We start from the raw sequence: 15576 nt of genomic DNA on the forward strand, positions 1-15576 counted from the left end.
GAAATCTCTGATCTAATCATGTAAATTTTGATCATATTCATGTATAATAAAAGATCATCGCAACTGCAAAACGGAGAGTAATTCATGGGTTTAAGCATACGAGTATTTACTCTTAACTGCGGTAATGGTTCTTTAGGCGAGACTGCCGCAGATAAAATAGTTCAACAATTTGAAGAGACGAATGCTGATTTATTTATCCTTAATTGCCAAGAAGTTAACTTTGATAAGGCATTAAGCGAATTAGCGAACCGTAAGCGAAATGCCGTTGTTTTAGCCGGCCCTCCAATGGTTACTCATACCAAACTTTCTACCCAACTACATCATAACACCGGCATGATGACCATAATTATTCATAAACGGGATCTTCAAGTAGCCGTAGCAAATAATCAACCAGCAAGAAGAGCAGCGAACCGTTTCGGTGGTAGTGGCTACAATAAGGGTGGCGCATTGACCCGTATTGTTGCGTCTAGAGAGGGCGAGAGCTTCACTATTGATGATATCAATGCCCACCTCGATGCATTTTCTGACGCAACAAGAGCGCAAGATTGGGCAAATATTCATCGCTTGCAAAAATATCCTGTCTCAGATTGGGAAGGGTTGTGTGCTGCAATGCCTGATCTGAGTTGTAGTGGCTTTGATGCTAATACACGCAATAAGTTTTCTTCGAGTGAGATGCAAGCTTATCTAGGTGCCTGGGAAAATCCAATTGACTGGGATATGCAAAGTTTAGTGCTGGCACCTTTAGGAAATGTTCGCGAATCTCAAGCTTCAACGTACAAAAGCCATCAACCAGGGATCTTGGAGGTAGCTGATCCTAAAAGGCCAAATCGCACACGAGGCGGTATGGTCGATTTAGTAGCTTATACCGACGTTGGGGCGGCGAAAAAGCAATTACAATCGCGAGATTCGGTTTTAGTTAAAACCTCTGCTATATCCGTTCCTCCGCAAGAGAATGAGAGCCGAGACCATGCCGTAATTGGCAGTGATGAAATTATTATTACCAAAAAGACTAAGTTTGATCGCGTTCGTGAAGCAATTGCTTGCTCCTTGGTTGAGGCAGCGCCCCAGTTGGCAGCTCATCTATTAAGTGATGATTTTGAAAAAAACAAGGCGAATAAAACCTACCTGCTTGAAGTGTATAAGCGATATTTAGGGCCCGAAGGCTTATTACAAAAGCATCTGCAATTGCATGCGGAGCGTTTGCGGATTTTAGAACAATCTCAACACGAGAACCCGGAAGCAGAAGAGCAATTTAAACAGCAACTGTTTCTCGGTTCACAACCTTGGTTCATTATAGATAAAGATGAAAGCTTAGAGCAAAACGCTGATTATCATCATAGTGTATTCATGTTGCTGAATTTACACAGTCAGTGTTTAGCTGAGGCGGCTTCAAAAGAAGAACGTGAATCTCTACAACTGATTGTGGAGAAGGCTTTAGCTATGCCTAAGAATTTGCCTCTTACTGAACAGCAAAAATGGATTAAGCAAACCAATCAATTGTTCTCTATCAACAAGCTTTTGTACAGCTATGATCGACATCTACGACAAGAAACGGAAAAAAATTTACTAACTACACCAGAGCAACCCAATATACTATTAAAGATTAAAGTTGATATGATGACTAGCCTCAAAGAAAGGCTTAAAGCTGACAAAAATCCGGAAGAAATGCTCTCTGAGATAGATACAGAACTTGATAATGAGGTTAAGTCTATTCTTACACTACATCGTCATGATGACTTTTTAACACATTTTTATCATAAGCTCAGAAAGCTGATAACTGGTACGGATCTAAGTTATGGTGGCTTCTTTGTTGCTGAAACGACGAAGATACTTAAAGAAGAAGCAACTCCAGGTGTTGCTCCTAACTCTGATTAATCTGTTTAAGAATCCTCGAATAATGAGAATTTCCAGGATTATAATCGCGGCGTTGTGTAAATGGGAGCGTATCCATGGAGAGATTTTCGATTTTGTCTAATCTAAAATTTCTCCATTGTGGAAGACCGCCGCTGCGACTACCGTTACCGATTTGATAGCAATGAAGTTGTTTGCAGTCGTGCAAAAATCTATAGTGGTTGAGGTTCAATTTTACGAGCATGACCTTCAATAGTTAAACCTCATTTTTCTTTGCTCAATTGCTTCACCAATGAGCTTTTCAATGTGGTTCATTTATTGCCTATGGAGCCTATTTTTTTAGCAAAAGAAAAAAATTTTCGGCTCGTTGCCTAATCTCATTGATTAGGAGTTACGATATTAAACCAGAAATCAAAATTATCTATGAAACTTAGCAATTGCCGTAATGACTCTGGATTACCTTCGATTCTTAACTCGTTGTTGGCCACTGTACTGGCAATCGTTTTCTGCTTAAGAATAATTTGGTTTAATATTTCCCTATTGATAGTGATAGTTGCATCTGCTTTATCCGATTGATAACCCTTAATATGATGTAAACTACCATTATTAAGTTCTACGAGATATTTTTCATTAATATCAGGAAAAACAAAATTTAATGTAAGTACAGTATTGGCCGCTTTTTCACCATTCAATTTGACCCCTAGATAATCAAAAAATAAATCTGTACTCATAGCGCGAATCGTATCTGGACTAGCGGTATCGGGTGTAGCCGTTTTTTCTACTCCCTCACGTAATTCTTTAGCACCACTAAGGTAAAAATTGCGCCATGGTCCTGATTCAGCTTGATACCCCAGTTGTTCTAAGGCATCGGCTTCAAGATTACGTGCCTCCTGATTATTGGGATAAGCAAAGACTACATGATTCATTACTTCGGCTACCCAACGATAATTTCCTTGTTCATAATCTTTTTTGGCTTGATTCATAATTTTGGCAGCACCGCCCATATAATCGACGTATTTTTTACTGGCCTCTACAGGAACCAAAGGATGTAGGGTAGCAGGGTTGCCACTGAACCAGCCTAAATATTTTACATAAGTGGCTTTGGTATTATGATTCATCGTTCCATAATAACCACGGTTTGACCAATAATGACTTAAGGTCTCAGGAAGCTTCACTTTTTCTGCTATTTCATCCATGGTAAACCCTTGGTTTGCATAATGCAGGGTTTGGTCATTAATAAACCGATACATATCTCGCTGTAATTTTAAATGCTTTTCAATATTGTCTTTATCCCAAACTGGCCAGTGGTGAGGGGCAAACAATACTTGGGCATCATTTCCCCAAAGGTAAAGTACTTCATTTAAATATTTTGACCAGGCTAAGGGATCTCTAATTTTTGCTCCTCTTAGTGAATAAGTGTTATGAAGTGTGTGTGTTGCATCTTCTGCAGTACAGAGAGCATGATATTCTGGTATGTAAAAGAACATTTCAGACGGTGCTTCAGAGTCTGGCGCCATATAAAAAACAAAGTCCAATCCCGCTAAACTTAACTGTTGCTGGTTGTCTTTGACTAGATCGGTAGGGGGAATAAGCGATACTGTTCCTGAGGAAGTAGTCATCCCTAAACCAGCTCCTACTTGGCCAGTGGGTGACATAGGCAATAAGTTACCATACATATAACTCGCTCTGCGGCTCATCGCATTGCCTGCCATCACATTTTCCGCCACTGCACTTTCGATAAAACCAACGGGCGCTACAATTTTTACTTTACCCGCACGAACATCTTCTTCTGTAACGACACCTTTGACTCCACCATAATGATCAACGTGGCTATGGGTATAAATGACTGCAACAATGGGTTTTTTAGGTCGATGTTTAAAATATAAATCAAGAGCAGCGGTTGCTGTTTCTGTGGAGATTAAGGGGTCGACAATGACTATCCCGTGTGGTCCTTCAATAAAGGTAATATTGGAAAGATCTGCAGTACGCACTTGATAGATATGTTCACTAACCTGGAATAATCCATCCATTTTTACGAGTTGAGATTGGCGCCATAAACTGGGATTGACTGTATCAGGGGAGGGACTATCTTTTTTGATAAATGAAAAATTACTCAAATCCCAGATAATATTTCCATTAGCATTTTTAATCACACCATTATCCGGCAGAGGTGCAATAAAGCCTTTAGATGCATTATTAAACGATTCCTTATCATTGAAAAGTAGTTCTTTTAGCAGTGTATTATTTGAATTCTTAGTGATTGAAGACGCTTCTTTTGGGGATTCAGCGGCGTGGGAGATATTTAAAAAAAATACTGATAGTACTGCTAAAATACTAAAAACCCATTGTGTTATTTTCATATCAGTCCTTTGATTTTTACAGTAATAGTCTTTAATAAATCTAACTGTGATCTACTCTTTTGAGTAAACGAATGGGCTAAGCCAACCTATTTATTGGGAAGATCTTCTCCCAAGATCTCAACGAACTCTTCGCTCCTAAACATCATGCGTAGCTCCGAAAGGGCAGATTCGAAGTTGGCCGTATTGAAACATTTTAAATCCTCAAGAATATTTTTCTTGTCGCTCATATTGAGCGGTGGAAAGAGCTGTTTAATCATTTCTACTATGTCGCCGCTACTCATGCCCTGATAAATTGGTTTGTCGATAGCCCTAATTTCCTCATCGGTTGCTCTTGCTTGCAATAGGCTTAAAAAACTAGTTTCTTCCTCATAAAAATGAACAAGATTGGAGGCATAGAATTTTCTAAAATCCAAATAGATCTGTTTGCCTTTGCCAATCCTCGTTTGAGGGGGCAACTCTAAAAGCAACTTAAGTCCGGTAATGATTTCTTTTCCTTTACTCTCAAGCTCAGAATGATCGTCAAAAAGCGAAAAAACTTCGTCCTGAGTAAAGAATTTATTAAAAATAAACTCTTCTTCCCAGCGGGCGTGGTGTTCTAACATTATTAAATAATCTTCAAGTTGTTTGTGAAGAAGCTCAGTTTTCTTGATGTCGCGAAAGTCAACTTTGGCCAAACGAGTCAAGATTTGGCTTCCAGTTTCTTCAAAGAATTTATGGCCGGCAAATAGCTGCGCTTCTCTTTTCATGGTTAGATTGCTTCGATTGAATGCGCCCAGTATATTACGAACTTGTAAACAGGGGGAAGTGATATATTGAGAGGTGATTATAAATGGGTTATAAATCTCTAGTATTATCTGTAATTTTCTTTAGCTTGGCATCGACAAGCCTCGTAGCGGCAGCTAATAAGCTCAATAATGCTTGCCAAGTCCTGCACAGGGCCCAACAGGTAAAAAAAATATTAGCGCATAGCTCGCAAATTGTGGTTGTTAAATCCTTGGGAGGCATGAAGGCCAATATAACTTTATGTCAAAAGCAAGGAACAATCTGGCAATCTATGTTTAGTTCGCCCTTTAACGCTGTTATTGGCAAAAATGGGCTAGCCTCACCTGGAAAAAAGAAAGAAGGCGACTTAAAGACGCCAGCAGGTTTATATCCTATCGGAGAGGCATTTGGAACGCAGCCATTGGCACTTAAAATGGATTATAAATACATTACTGCAGACGACAAATTCATCGATGATGTGAACAATAAACAGTACAACAGTTGGGTCAATGGTTCAACCAATGCGAAAAGTTACGAATCGATGTTAATCGAACCTTATACCTTTGGCGCGGTTGTCAACTACAATATGAATCCAACAATAGCCGGAGCAGGTAGCGCCATTTTCATACATTTGTGGCGTTCACCAAATTCATCAACTAATGGATGTATCGCTTTAGATAAAAAACAACTACTAATGATGCTTCATTGGCTCGATAAGACACAGCATCCCTATATTTTTATCTATTAATGTCGGGTAGTAACTCCTCATTGCTGAGGAGCAGCCCACTAAGAACGGTGCCGGCTAGTTTAGCAGCATACCCCTCAAACCTTCACAGGGCTATTTTGTTTCAGCCCGGTAGCGGCGGTAGGAGATAATTACTTTTCTATTTCTTATCTTTTCGTATGAAAGATCTGTCAAAAAAGAATGATTATTAAAAAGATAATATTTATTCTTTACTATATCCCAGTTGAAGAAATATTTTGTTTCTCTTTCTCCTTTTCCTCAGTAATTTCTGGTTTTGGTTGTTTTTTATTTTCGATAATATGCTCCATTGCCCTACTATAGCGGAAATGGCTTGCAAAAATGTTATACAAATTTGAAATGTCTTGATCAAATCCATTCCCACATGTACTCGCAGAAAGAGATTCTAGATCGGCTACAAAATTTTTGCCTCTATGCATTGCATACTCGCTAAGGTCACCTTTAAATGAAGTTAAGTTGGCGCTTTAATCTAAACTCAAAGGGAGGGTCATACGATTAATGGCTCCAATTTGATCAGCTGCCAAATTGATCCTATATATCAATTCAATAAGGAAATAATCAATTTAATAAGGAAGTAAAAAAAATGTGGCAAAAACAATTTTATCTTATTTCTCTATTTGTTGTTCTTATCTTGTTATGTACTTCTATAATTTGGTCTAAGAGCCTTTATTTTTTTATCCTGGTGATTCCTATCATTTTATTAGGGATCAGTGATACTTTTTCTAAAAATAACGTGCTTTATAATTTTCCCGTTATTGGCCATATTCGGTTTTTAATGGAATTTATAAGTCCTGAAATACGCCAATATTTTTTTGAAAATGATAAAAGTGGTCGTCCTTATAATCGTGAACAACGCGATTTAATAAAGAGTCGCGCTCATGGTGCTAGTGGAACGCATCCATTTGGTACTGAAAGGGATATTAAGAAGGAAGGTTTTAATTTCACATTACATTCTATCAATGTGAAGAAAGTCCCGTTAGAGGCTGCTCGAATTATGGTTGGCGGCCCGCAGTGCAAGCAACCCTATAATAGTTCTCGCTTAAATATTTCGGCAATGAGTTTTGGTGCCTTGAGTTCTCAAGCCGTCCTTGCGATGAACAAAGGCGCTAAATTAGGTGGATTCTCCCAAGATACCGGTGAAGGCGGCCTGACTAAGTATCATCTACGCTATGAAGCGGATGTAGTATGGGAAATTGCCTCAGCTTATTTTGGTTGTCGTACTAAGGAAGGCCTTTTTGATGATGAAGAGTTTCGTAAAAAAGCGAATCAAAAATCTATTAAAATGATTGCCATAAAATTATCGCAAGGAGCAAAACCAGGCGATGGAGGGCTTCTTCCTGGAGCGAAAGTAACCAAAGAAATTGCTCAGTATAGAGACATTCCTGAAGGACAGGATTGTCAATCTCCAGCTAATCATCCTGAATTTAGTACTCCGCGAGGACTATTAGAATTTGTGGTTCGTTTAAGACAATTATGTGGCGGCAAGCCAGTGGGATTTAAATTATGTATTGGCAGGCGCAGTGATTTTCTAGGTATATGTAAAGCGATGCTTGAAACAGGTATTCTTCCAGATTTTATTACCATTGATGGTGCTGAGGGAGGAACAGGGGCTGCGCCTAGTGAGTTTTCAGATTATGTAGGACTTGCGCTAGATGAGGCAATTCCTTTCGTCCATTCAAGCTTGGTAGGATGTAATCTTCGTGAGCATATTAAGCTTTTGGTAAGTGGTAAAATAGTAGATGGTTTTGATATGTTGCAAAAAATAGCTTTAGGCGCTGATTTTTGTAATGTAGCACGTCCAATGATGTTTGCTGTAGGGTGTATTCAAGCGCTGCGTTGCGACACAGGTCATTGCCCTACGGGAGTAACGACTCAAGATCCCAAACGTGCTAAGGCAATTGATATCGATACAAAAGCAGTGCATGTTAAAAACTATCATAATGAAACAATTACTAGCTTTCTCCAACTAGTCGGCGCTTTAGGAGTGGACCATCCCGATAAACTGCACCCTAGTATGATTTGGCATCGATTAGGAAATCAAAAGGCAAAAAATTATGCTCAGCTCTATAATTACTTACAGCCAGGAGCCTTATTAAATGGTTCAATCCCAGAGGATTTTGCGGAAGATTGGCATGAAGCCAACGCTAATTATTATTACTGTCCTGTACCCAAAAATTCTATTGGACAGTGATTTAAAATATTAAGGAAGAATGAAATGGCATTAACTACTGCAGAGCAAATGGTTGAACTACTTAAGTCAGCAGGAATTCGCCGAATCTATGGGGTGACAGGCGACAGTTTAAATTTTTTAAATGATGCATTACGTCGGGATGGAACAATTGAATGGATTCATGTGCGTCATGAAGAAGCCGGAGCTTTTGCTGCAATGGCAGAAGGTGTTCTGGGTGGTTTAGGGTGTTGTGCTGGCAGTTCAGGACCGGGTCATGTGCACTTGTTAAATGGTTTTTACGATGCACACCGTTGGGGTGCTCCGGTATTAGCCTTAGCTTCTACAATAATTTCTCAAGATTACGGCAGTGAAAGTTTTCAATCCACTGATTTAAGTATGTTTGATGGATGTAGCTATTATAACGAAATCGCTCAAACGCCGAAACAATTGCCGCGAATGGTACAACAGGCAATGCAGTATGCTTGGAATAGGAAGGGAGTAGGTGTATGCGCTTTCCCAGGGGATTTAATGATGCAACAGGCTTACGAAGGGATACCTTTAGCGACCTTATATCGTCCCGACGCTGTAACTTGTCCTTCTGAGAGAGAATTAAACGACTTAGCTGCTCTTATTAATAATACAGAAAAAGTAAGCATTTATGCCGGTATAGGCTGCACTAATGCACGTGCTGAAGTGCTTAAATTAGCAGAAAAACTAAAGGCGCCTATTGCCTATACGCTTAAGGCTAAAATGGTAATGGAGCATGAAAACCCTTTTGTAGTAGGAATGACTGGGCTCTTAGGGAGTAGCGCTGGAGCTCGAGCGATTACTGAATGTAAAGTGTTATTAATGCTCGGCAGCGATTTTCCTTGGCGGGAATTTCTGGATGGAGAAGTCAAAATTGTTCAAATTGATACAAAACCAGAGCGACTTGGACGAAGGGTTGCATTGCATAGAGGATTAACAGGCGATATCAATTCGACCTTAAAGGCATTATTACCGTTGGTTCAAATAAAAAATGACGATACTTTTTTAAAAGATTGCTTAAAAGACTATGATGCGGTGCAAAAGCTCCAACATCATCATGCAGAAGAGGCTGGCCAAGAAAATTTAATTAAACCTGAGTTTTTAGCGACTAAAATCGATGAATTAGCAGATAAGGATGCAATTTTTACAGCGGATACTGGAATGTGCACCGTTTGGGCTGCGCGTTATATTCGTAGTACAGGAAAACGTTCATTAATGGGTAGTTTTTCACACGGTTCTATGGCAAATGCAATGCCGCAAGCCATTGGCGCAGCACTGCACTCGCCCTCTCGCCAAGTCGTGGCCTTTTGTGGTGACGGGGGTATTTCTATGCTGCTTGGCGATTTAATGACAATAGCTCAATATAAATTACCTATAAAATTAATTGTATTCAATAATCGAACTTTAGGAATGGTGGAGCTAGAAATGCAAGTGGCGGGTTTACCTAATTGGCAAACTAAAATGGTAAATCCTAATTTTGCGCAACTGGCTGAAGCATGTGGAATTCGAGGCTATAGCATTAAAAATCCTGAGGAATTAGAACCAACACTTAGAGAGGCTTTTTCTTATGAAGCAGCGGTTTTGGTGGAAGTATTTACCAATCCTGACGTACCTGTTTTACCACCCCATACCTCAATAGGTGTTATAACGCGGTATGTAGAGTCTGAGGTTAAGCTTACTAAAGCAGGAAGATTTAAAGAGGCGTGGTTATCCTTAAAAACGTCAATAAAATATGTGCGTGATCTCTGGTAGCTCTATGCCACCCGGAGAATAAATTTAAATTTTTAGTTTTTAAGCGTACTCTATACACTATATTTTTGATTGATGTGGTGAATGGATGTCTAAGAGCAATTCTTTTTATAATTTAGAAACTTTAGGTGGAATTTTATTATTTATAGCAGCTGTTATTGCGATTATAGTTGCGAATTCACCTTATCGTTTCGCATACAACCATTTCCTAGAGATCAAGGGGGTTGTGGGCATTGGTTCATTAGTGATAAAAAAACCAATTTTGCTGTGGATTAATGATGGTTTAATGGCCATTTACTTTATGTTAATTGGACTTGAAATAAAAAGGGAAATGCGTCACGGCTTGTTAAGCCATAAAAAAAAATTAATTGTTCCCCTAGTTACAGCCTTATGTGGTTTAGTCTTTCCTGCTTTAATATTTTGGGGGTTTAATGCTAATAATCCAGTTTATATCCAGGGCTGGGCTATTCCTACTGCAACTGACATCGCTTTTACTCTTGGAATAGTTTCATTACTAGGCTCACGAGTACCCCTTTCTTTAAAAATATTACTTACAGCAATAGCGATTTTTGATGACATTGCTGCAATTATTATCATCGCAGTTTTTTACACGAAAGAGTTATCCCTGCTTTCATGCTCGCTCGCTCTTTTATTCACCCTGATTTTAATTGCCTTAAACTATTTTAAATGTCGTCACCTTTCCTTATTCATGGTTGTTGGTGCAGCTTTATGGATTGCTGTCTTAAAATCAGGGGTACATGCCACCTTAGCCGGTATCGTTATCGCCATGGCTATTCCAGATGAGAAAAAATCCATGCTTGCCCGACTTGAGGAGGGTTTGCATCCTTGGATAGTATTTTTAATTCTTCCTGTATTTGCCTTTGCTAATGCAGGGATTACGTTTATAGGATTTGATACCTCCATGTTTTTCCATCCAATTGTTTTAGGGATAGGGCTAGGATTATTTTTTGGAAAACAAACGGGGATATTCTTATCGCTCAGCTATTTTGTCACTTTTAAAAAATTTCTTAAGGCAGAACATATTACTTTTAGGCAAATATATGGTATCGCTTTAATTTGTGGCGTAGGATTTACTATGAGTTTATTTATTGGTTCTTTAGCCTATCAGCACAATGGGGCCAATTTGATGCCTTTGGTAAAAGTAGGTGTTGTATTGGGTTCCTTGACTTCTGGCATGTTAGGGTTTTTAGTTTTAAGAAAAACTACAAGTTACCGCAATTAGTTGATGATGAAATAATTTTAGTTTGCCCTAAAAGGAAAAATGAGTGAAATCAAAACTATTAAATTTTTTTTCAGAACTGAGGTCTAGTTATTGGTATATCCCGCTTCTCATGTCTATAGCGGCTTTATTACTTGCAATTTTAACCCTTCGTATTGATCATTTATTTGTTTGGCGTTGGCTTCAATCAATAGGTTGGTTTTATGGAAGCAATCCTGATGGAGCAAGAGCTCTTTTATCCACTATTGCTAACTCCATGATTACTGTGGCTGGTGTGACTTTTTCTATGACTATTGTTGCGGTCGCTTTTGCCGCAGCACAAGTAGGCCCTAGACTTACTTCAAATTTTATGAGGGATAGAGCCAATCAAATCACGTTAGGCACTTTTATTGCGACGTTTTTGTATTGTTTGTTTATTTTGCTGGCGCTATTTAATGCCAATAAAGATGGAATTTCTCAAATAGAAGGCCTCTTTGTTCCTCAGATATCGTTATTGGTTGCTCTATTATTAGCTATTAGTAGCATTATTGTTTTAATTTATTTTTTTCATCATATTCCTGAAAGCATTAATATGTCTAATCTCATTGCGCAGATTGGCGATGAACTGAATTGTCAGTTGGATTGTCTATTTCCCACTAATGTTGGAAAAGAACATTCTAAAAAGGCTTCCTGTCCTGAGAGTTACTCACAAAGCACCTCGGTAATTGCAAACAAACGAGGCTATATTCGTATTATAGATGGGGTATCTTTGATTAATATTGCTAAAAAAAATGACCTAATTATTAAATTAGAAACGAAATACAGCGATTTTATCACTGAAAACTCAGTGTTACTGACGATTTACTCTAAAGAAAAAATAGATGCTCCTGTTTATAAACAATGTAGAGAGGCTTTTGCTTTGGGTTATAACCGTAATCAAGAGAGTGACATTCTATTTCTTGTTGATGAGCTGGTAGAAATTATTGCGCGTGCTTTATCGCCAGGAATTAATGATCCATTTACTGCGATGACTTGTTTAGATTGGCTCCAATCAAGTCTGCAAAAATTATCAAAAATAAACCTTCCCTCTTCCTATCGTTATGACGCCGATAATAAATTACGATTAATTGCCCAACCTATTACCTTTAATGAATTTTGTGAGCTTATTTTTTGTAGAGTGCAGCCCTATGTATGTAGGGACAGGAACGCCGCCATACATATGATGGCCATGATTATCTCTATCCATAAAGCTAGCCAGGAGAATGAGCATAAAATTATCTTGGCAACGCATGCTAATTCCCTTAATAATGCTGCAAAAGAATGTTTGTTACCGGAAGACTTCAAAAAAATTCAAAGCTTATATAAGTCATACTTTACCTAAAATAGCTAAGAAATAGTTTAGTAACGAATCCTTAAATAACCATTCCTTCTAATAAACTCACTCTCTCTTCCATCGGATTAATCTCTGCTAAGCAGCTATAAGGTATCACCCACATTGGATCGGAGTGACCAAAATCCATATTAACTACTACAGAAACTGGGGGTAATTGATATTCTTCAAATACGTCTAAAATGGCTTTTCCATAGTCTTTAAATTGCGGGGCTAAGATATGTTGACCACCTGGCTTACTAAATAAAATACCCCTTATTTTAGCCATTATTCCTTGGGCCGCTAAATTTCGTAAGAAACGTTTTAAAAATAATGGGGCTACACCTTCTTCTGAAGTTTCTAAGAAAAGAATACACCCATCCCAAACATCTAATGCAGGCCAAATTTCGGTGGCATTGATAAACTGTAATACTTCAACACAGCCACCTAATAAACGTCCTTGAACTACTTTATCAGTACATCCTATAAACTCCCATTTCATTTCGGGTTCAAGTTTTCTTTGGATTATTTGATTAGAAGGTTTTTGCCAATCTAAATATTCCTTAGTCCACCCTTCATTTGCTCGGGGAATAGCACCTATTTTATCCGTTGAAAAAAAGCTTTGTTTTATCGCACTGATTGTGTATTCATGCATGGTTACATTTTCTGCAAAACCCGTCATTACAGAAGTACCATAAAAGCTTGCTATACCTGCTTTCAAACACATAAAATGCAAAACAGTGCTGTCTGAATAGCCTAAAACTATTTTTGGATTTTTGCGGATGATTTCAAAGTCAATGTAAGGTAATAACCTTATGGCATCATCACCTCCAATCGTTGAAAAAATTCCTTTAATAGAAGGGTCTAAAAAAGCTTGCATTAAGTCTTCTGCGCGGGCTTTAGGGTTTCGGTATACCCAATCAGCCTCTTTTAATGCATGCGGCATTTCAACCACTTCCAATCCGAAAACAGATTCTAGTCGTTGTTTACCCGCTTCATAACGATAAGGAAAAGTACCAGGACCGCCCCATGAAGCACTGATCACTGCAATTTTGTCTCCAGGGCTGAGTTTTTTAGAGCGGATTAATTGTTGTATGGCTTTATCCTCTAGGAAGTTAACTTTTCGTTGTAGAGCCCAGGGAAATTAGGAAATTACCCCTCGGCAAGCAAAAACTTTGCTAGGAACATTAAAAGACTATTGTAGCTCCAAAGCAATCATCGACCCAATCAAAAAATGACTAAATTATTAGAAGGGAGAAACGTTTGATAAATTACTAACCAGAGCTTAAGCAAAGTGCTTTTCAACATCTTAGAACCTTAGGAAATACATTATTTAAATGGAGAGAGGAAGTCGTTAGAATGCTTCGTTTTACCAAAAACAACGGAATAACTGAAGGATTTCATCGAAAAATGAAATTGATTCAATGAAGAGCTTATGGATTTAGAAATTTTGAAAATTATAGACTGAGAGTTAGAGTACTATGTGGCTAAGCAGGTGCCCCCGTAATTGCACATCATTACCCATAAGTTATCTCTCCGAGAATTTGTTGTGCTAAAAGAAAGTCCTTGAGGCGCTGCAAACCAATCCAAAGTGTAGTAGGTCCTGGCTCTGGGTCATTTTTTCTATTCATGTATCCTCCCATAGAAGCAATTATTTTGATCATTCCTTTTAATGGCGTCGGTTCGGCAGGAGGTGCTTCTTTTTTAACGATGAGATGAGCCATTTTCCACTCTTCGGTCGAGAAGATTAACTCACAACTTATATCAGGACATTCTCGCCCCAATATAGTTAAATAGAGAAGCCTATCCGAATAGTCGGTTGATTTATTGTTGCGATATCCCTTCTGACGGTGAAGCAGTGACTTCTGAAGATAATGCTTTGCAAGCTATTGCGTTAGTTGGTGGATGTCTCTGTTTACCTGATTTCTCCAATATTCCTGAAACATTACGGCCAGAAATTAAAAGAAGTGATTACAATGATCTGCTTGTACTATTAATGGAACTTGGTAAAAGCAGAGTGGAGGCGCTTAACATCCTGAAAAATCAATTAGTGGCTAAACCAAAATTACACAATCAAATATTATCCGAGCTGATCAAAAAGATTAAGCCAGTAAACTTTAGACTATTAGCTGAAGTTGATGATGAAAAGGAACTCAGAAATAGTCATTTTCAGATTATTACGATTGAGCAAGTTTTGGCTATTGCTAAATCAAACCGGTGGGGCATCTGTAAGAATCATGATTTTGTTTATATCTATAATGGAGAGTACTGGGGGTTAATTGATACAGATGAATTAAAGTCTTTTTTGGGGGAGGCCTGTGAAGCGATGGGAGTTGATAAATTCGCTGCGCGCTACTTCAATTTCCGAGAGCAGCTCTATAAACAGTTTATTGCCTTGGCTAATTTACCCACTCCAACGCCAAAAAACGATGCTGTTCTCATTAATCTTAAAAATGGTAAGCAGATTACGAATTGCAAACGAATATTAAGTCAGTTCATTGATAATAAATTTTGAGAGAATGAGGGTGTAAAATTGAATAATCAGTTTAGTGATTATATTGTCTATGTTGATGAAAGTGGCGATCACAGTTTAGAGTCTATTGATATAAATTATCCCGTTTTTGTCCTGGCTTTTTGTATCTTTAATAAACAAGATTATATAGAGCAAGTCAGTCCTGCCATTAAGAAATTCAAATTCGACCAGTTCGGCCATGATATGGTTTTATTGCATGAAAGCGATATTCGCAAAGCTAGAAACGAATTTGTTATATTGATTAATGAGCAACGACGGCACGCTTTTATGGGCTCGCTTAATCAGCTTACCAGTGAATCTGCTTTTACAGTCGTTAGTGTGGTGATTAGAAAAGAACGACTGAAAAGCCACTATGCTGATCCTTCAAATCCGTATCATTTAGCTTTAGCCTATGGATTAGAGCGTATTTACAGTTTTCTTAGAGAACAACAAACTCAAAAGCGAACTCATATTATTTTTGAATGCCGAGGCAAGAAAGAAGATAAGGATTTAGAGCTTGAGTTTAGGCGTGTTTGTGATGGTGCAAATCAATGGGGTGTATTGCCTTTTGATATAATTTTGGCAGATAAAAAATCCAACTCATGTGGTTTGCAGTTAGCTGATTTGATTGCCCGACCTATAGGACGATATGTACTTGATCCTCAACAAGAAAACCGCGCTTATTCAATTATTGAGAAGAAGATTTACTGTGATAAACATGGGAAAAAAGAAGGTTGGGGCATTAAATGCTTCCCCTAGAAAGCGAAAAGCCCCGATATTCACCGAGGCCTAGA

13 protein-coding genes and 1 pseudogene are annotated in these 15576 nt (G+C 38.3%); 9 read left to right on the plus strand and 5 right to left on the minus strand.

The features are described from left to right. The first annotated feature begins 84 nt into the window (after nucleotides 1-84). On the plus strand, nucleotides 85-1875 hold the full coding sequence (locus tag Lnau_RS07480) for a hypothetical protein (protein WP_058504497.1): 1791 nt from the start codon (nucleotides 85-87) through the stop codon (nucleotides 1873-1875). A gap of 353 nt (nucleotides 1876-2228) precedes the next feature. On the opposite strand, the gene Lnau_RS07485 is transcribed toward Lnau_RS07480, so the two are convergent. Both Lnau_RS07485 and Lnau_RS07490 read right to left on the minus strand, forming a co-directional pair. Beyond that, nucleotides 2229-4211: an alkyl/aryl-sulfatase gene (locus Lnau_RS07485; RefSeq protein ID WP_058504498.1), complete on the minus strand. Its 1983-nt coding sequence runs from the start codon at nucleotides 4209-4211 to the stop codon at nucleotides 2229-2231. Between the two features lie 86 nt (nucleotides 4212-4297). Next, nucleotides 4298-4957, minus strand: coding sequence for a hemerythrin domain-containing protein (locus Lnau_RS07490; protein ID WP_058504499.1), 660 nt, complete (start codon nucleotides 4955-4957; stop codon nucleotides 4298-4300). 83 nt (nucleotides 4958-5040) lie between these two features. Between Lnau_RS07490 and Lnau_RS07495 the strand changes: the two genes are divergently transcribed. Further along, nucleotides 5041-5721, plus strand: a complete 681-nt coding sequence (locus Lnau_RS07495; protein ID WP_058504500.1) for a L,D-transpeptidase family protein — start codon at nucleotides 5041-5043, stop codon at nucleotides 5719-5721. A 209-nt stretch (nucleotides 5722-5930) separates the two neighbouring features. Here Lnau_RS07495 and Lnau_RS07500 read toward each other — a convergent pair whose 3' ends face one another. Then, on the minus strand, nucleotides 5931-6155 hold the full coding sequence (locus Lnau_RS07500) for a hypothetical protein (RefSeq protein ID WP_058504501.1): 225 nt from the start codon (nucleotides 6153-6155) through the stop codon (nucleotides 5931-5933). A 164-nt stretch (nucleotides 6156-6319) separates the two neighbouring features. On the opposite strand from Lnau_RS07500, the gene Lnau_RS07505 reads away from it, so the two are divergent. From Lnau_RS07505 to Lnau_RS07520, 4 genes are all read left to right on the plus strand, one after another. Continuing rightward, nucleotides 6320-7927, plus strand: a complete 1608-nt coding sequence (locus Lnau_RS07505) for an FMN-binding glutamate synthase family protein (protein ID WP_058504502.1) — start codon at nucleotides 6320-6322, stop codon at nucleotides 7925-7927. Between the two features lie 24 nt (nucleotides 7928-7951). Beyond that, entirely contained in the window at nucleotides 7952-9685 is a 1734-nt protein-coding gene (locus Lnau_RS07510; RefSeq protein WP_058504503.1) for a thiamine pyrophosphate-dependent enzyme, read from the plus strand. 85 nt (nucleotides 9686-9770) lie between these two features. Continuing rightward, on the plus strand, nucleotides 9771-10925 hold the full coding sequence (nhaA, locus tag Lnau_RS07515) for a Na+/H+ antiporter NhaA (protein ID WP_058504504.1): 1155 nt from the start codon (nucleotides 9771-9773) through the stop codon (nucleotides 10923-10925). 43 nt (nucleotides 10926-10968) lie between these two features. After that, a complete protein-coding gene (locus Lnau_RS07520; RefSeq protein ID WP_058504505.1) occupies nucleotides 10969-12282 on the plus strand; it encodes a DUF2254 domain-containing protein in 1314 nt (437 codons plus the stop codon). A 31-nt stretch (nucleotides 12283-12313) separates the two neighbouring features. Here the strand turns inward: Lnau_RS07520 and Lnau_RS07525 are convergent, their stop codons facing one another. Continuing rightward, nucleotides 12314-13315 carry a S66 family peptidase gene (locus Lnau_RS07525; RefSeq protein WP_238585929.1) on the minus strand — a complete coding sequence of 334 codons (1002 nt, stop codon included), beginning with the start codon at nucleotides 13313-13315 and terminating at the stop codon, nucleotides 12314-12316. A 239-nt stretch (nucleotides 13316-13554) separates the two neighbouring features. On the opposite strand from Lnau_RS07525, the pseudogene Lnau_RS16115 reads away from it, so the two are divergent. Beyond that, nucleotides 13555-13761: pseudogene (locus tag Lnau_RS16115) on the plus strand (transposase); the annotation flags it as partial. 26 nt (nucleotides 13762-13787) lie between these two features. Here Lnau_RS16115 and Lnau_RS16120 read toward each other — a convergent pair. Further along, nucleotides 13788-14129: an IS4 family transposase gene (locus Lnau_RS16120; RefSeq protein ID WP_083503787.1), complete on the minus strand. Its 342-nt coding sequence runs from the start codon at nucleotides 14127-14129 to the stop codon at nucleotides 13788-13790. Here Lnau_RS16120 and Lnau_RS16655 point away from each other — a divergent pair. Continuing rightward, entirely contained in the window at nucleotides 14129-14785 is a 657-nt protein-coding gene (locus Lnau_RS16655; protein WP_193786802.1) for a hypothetical protein, read from the plus strand. The two genes, Lnau_RS16120 and Lnau_RS16655, sit on opposite strands and share 1 nt — an antisense overlap. Before the next feature lie 18 nt (nucleotides 14786-14803). Next, nucleotides 14804-15541 (plus strand): DUF3800 domain-containing protein, encoded by a 738-nt coding sequence (locus tag Lnau_RS07540; protein WP_058504509.1) that lies wholly within the window; start codon nucleotides 14804-14806, stop codon nucleotides 15539-15541. The last annotated feature ends 35 nt before the right edge of the window (nucleotides 15542-15576 follow it).

It is taken from the genome of Legionella nautarum (genome assembly GCF_001467895.1).
Lineage (GTDB): Bacteria > Pseudomonadota > Gammaproteobacteria > Legionellales > Legionellaceae > Tatlockia > Tatlockia nautarum.

Coding starts and splice junctions, on each gene's coding strand:
- Lnau_RS07480 (WP_058504497.1), top strand. CDS start 85: ATGGGTTTAAGCATACGAGTATTTACTCTTAACTGCGGTAATGGTTCT.
- Lnau_RS07485 (WP_058504498.1), bottom strand. CDS start 4,211: ATGAAAATAACACAATGGGTTTTTAGTATTTTAGCAGTACTATCAGTA.
- Lnau_RS07490 (WP_058504499.1), bottom strand. CDS start 4,957: ATGAAAAGAGAAGCGCAGCTATTTGCCGGCCATAAATTCTTTGAAGAA.
- Lnau_RS07495 (WP_058504500.1), top strand. CDS start 5,041: ATGGGTTATAAATCTCTAGTATTATCTGTAATTTTCTTTAGCTTGGCA.
- Lnau_RS07500 (WP_058504501.1), bottom strand. CDS start 6,155: ATGCATAGAGGCAAAAATTTTGTAGCCGATCTAGAATCTCTTTCTGCG.
- Lnau_RS07505 (WP_058504502.1), top strand. CDS start 6,320: ATGTGGCAAAAACAATTTTATCTTATTTCTCTATTTGTTGTTCTTATC.
- Lnau_RS07510 (WP_058504503.1), top strand. CDS start 7,952: ATGGCATTAACTACTGCAGAGCAAATGGTTGAACTACTTAAGTCAGCA.
- nhaA (WP_058504504.1), top strand. CDS start 9,771: ATGTCTAAGAGCAATTCTTTTTATAATTTAGAAACTTTAGGTGGAATT.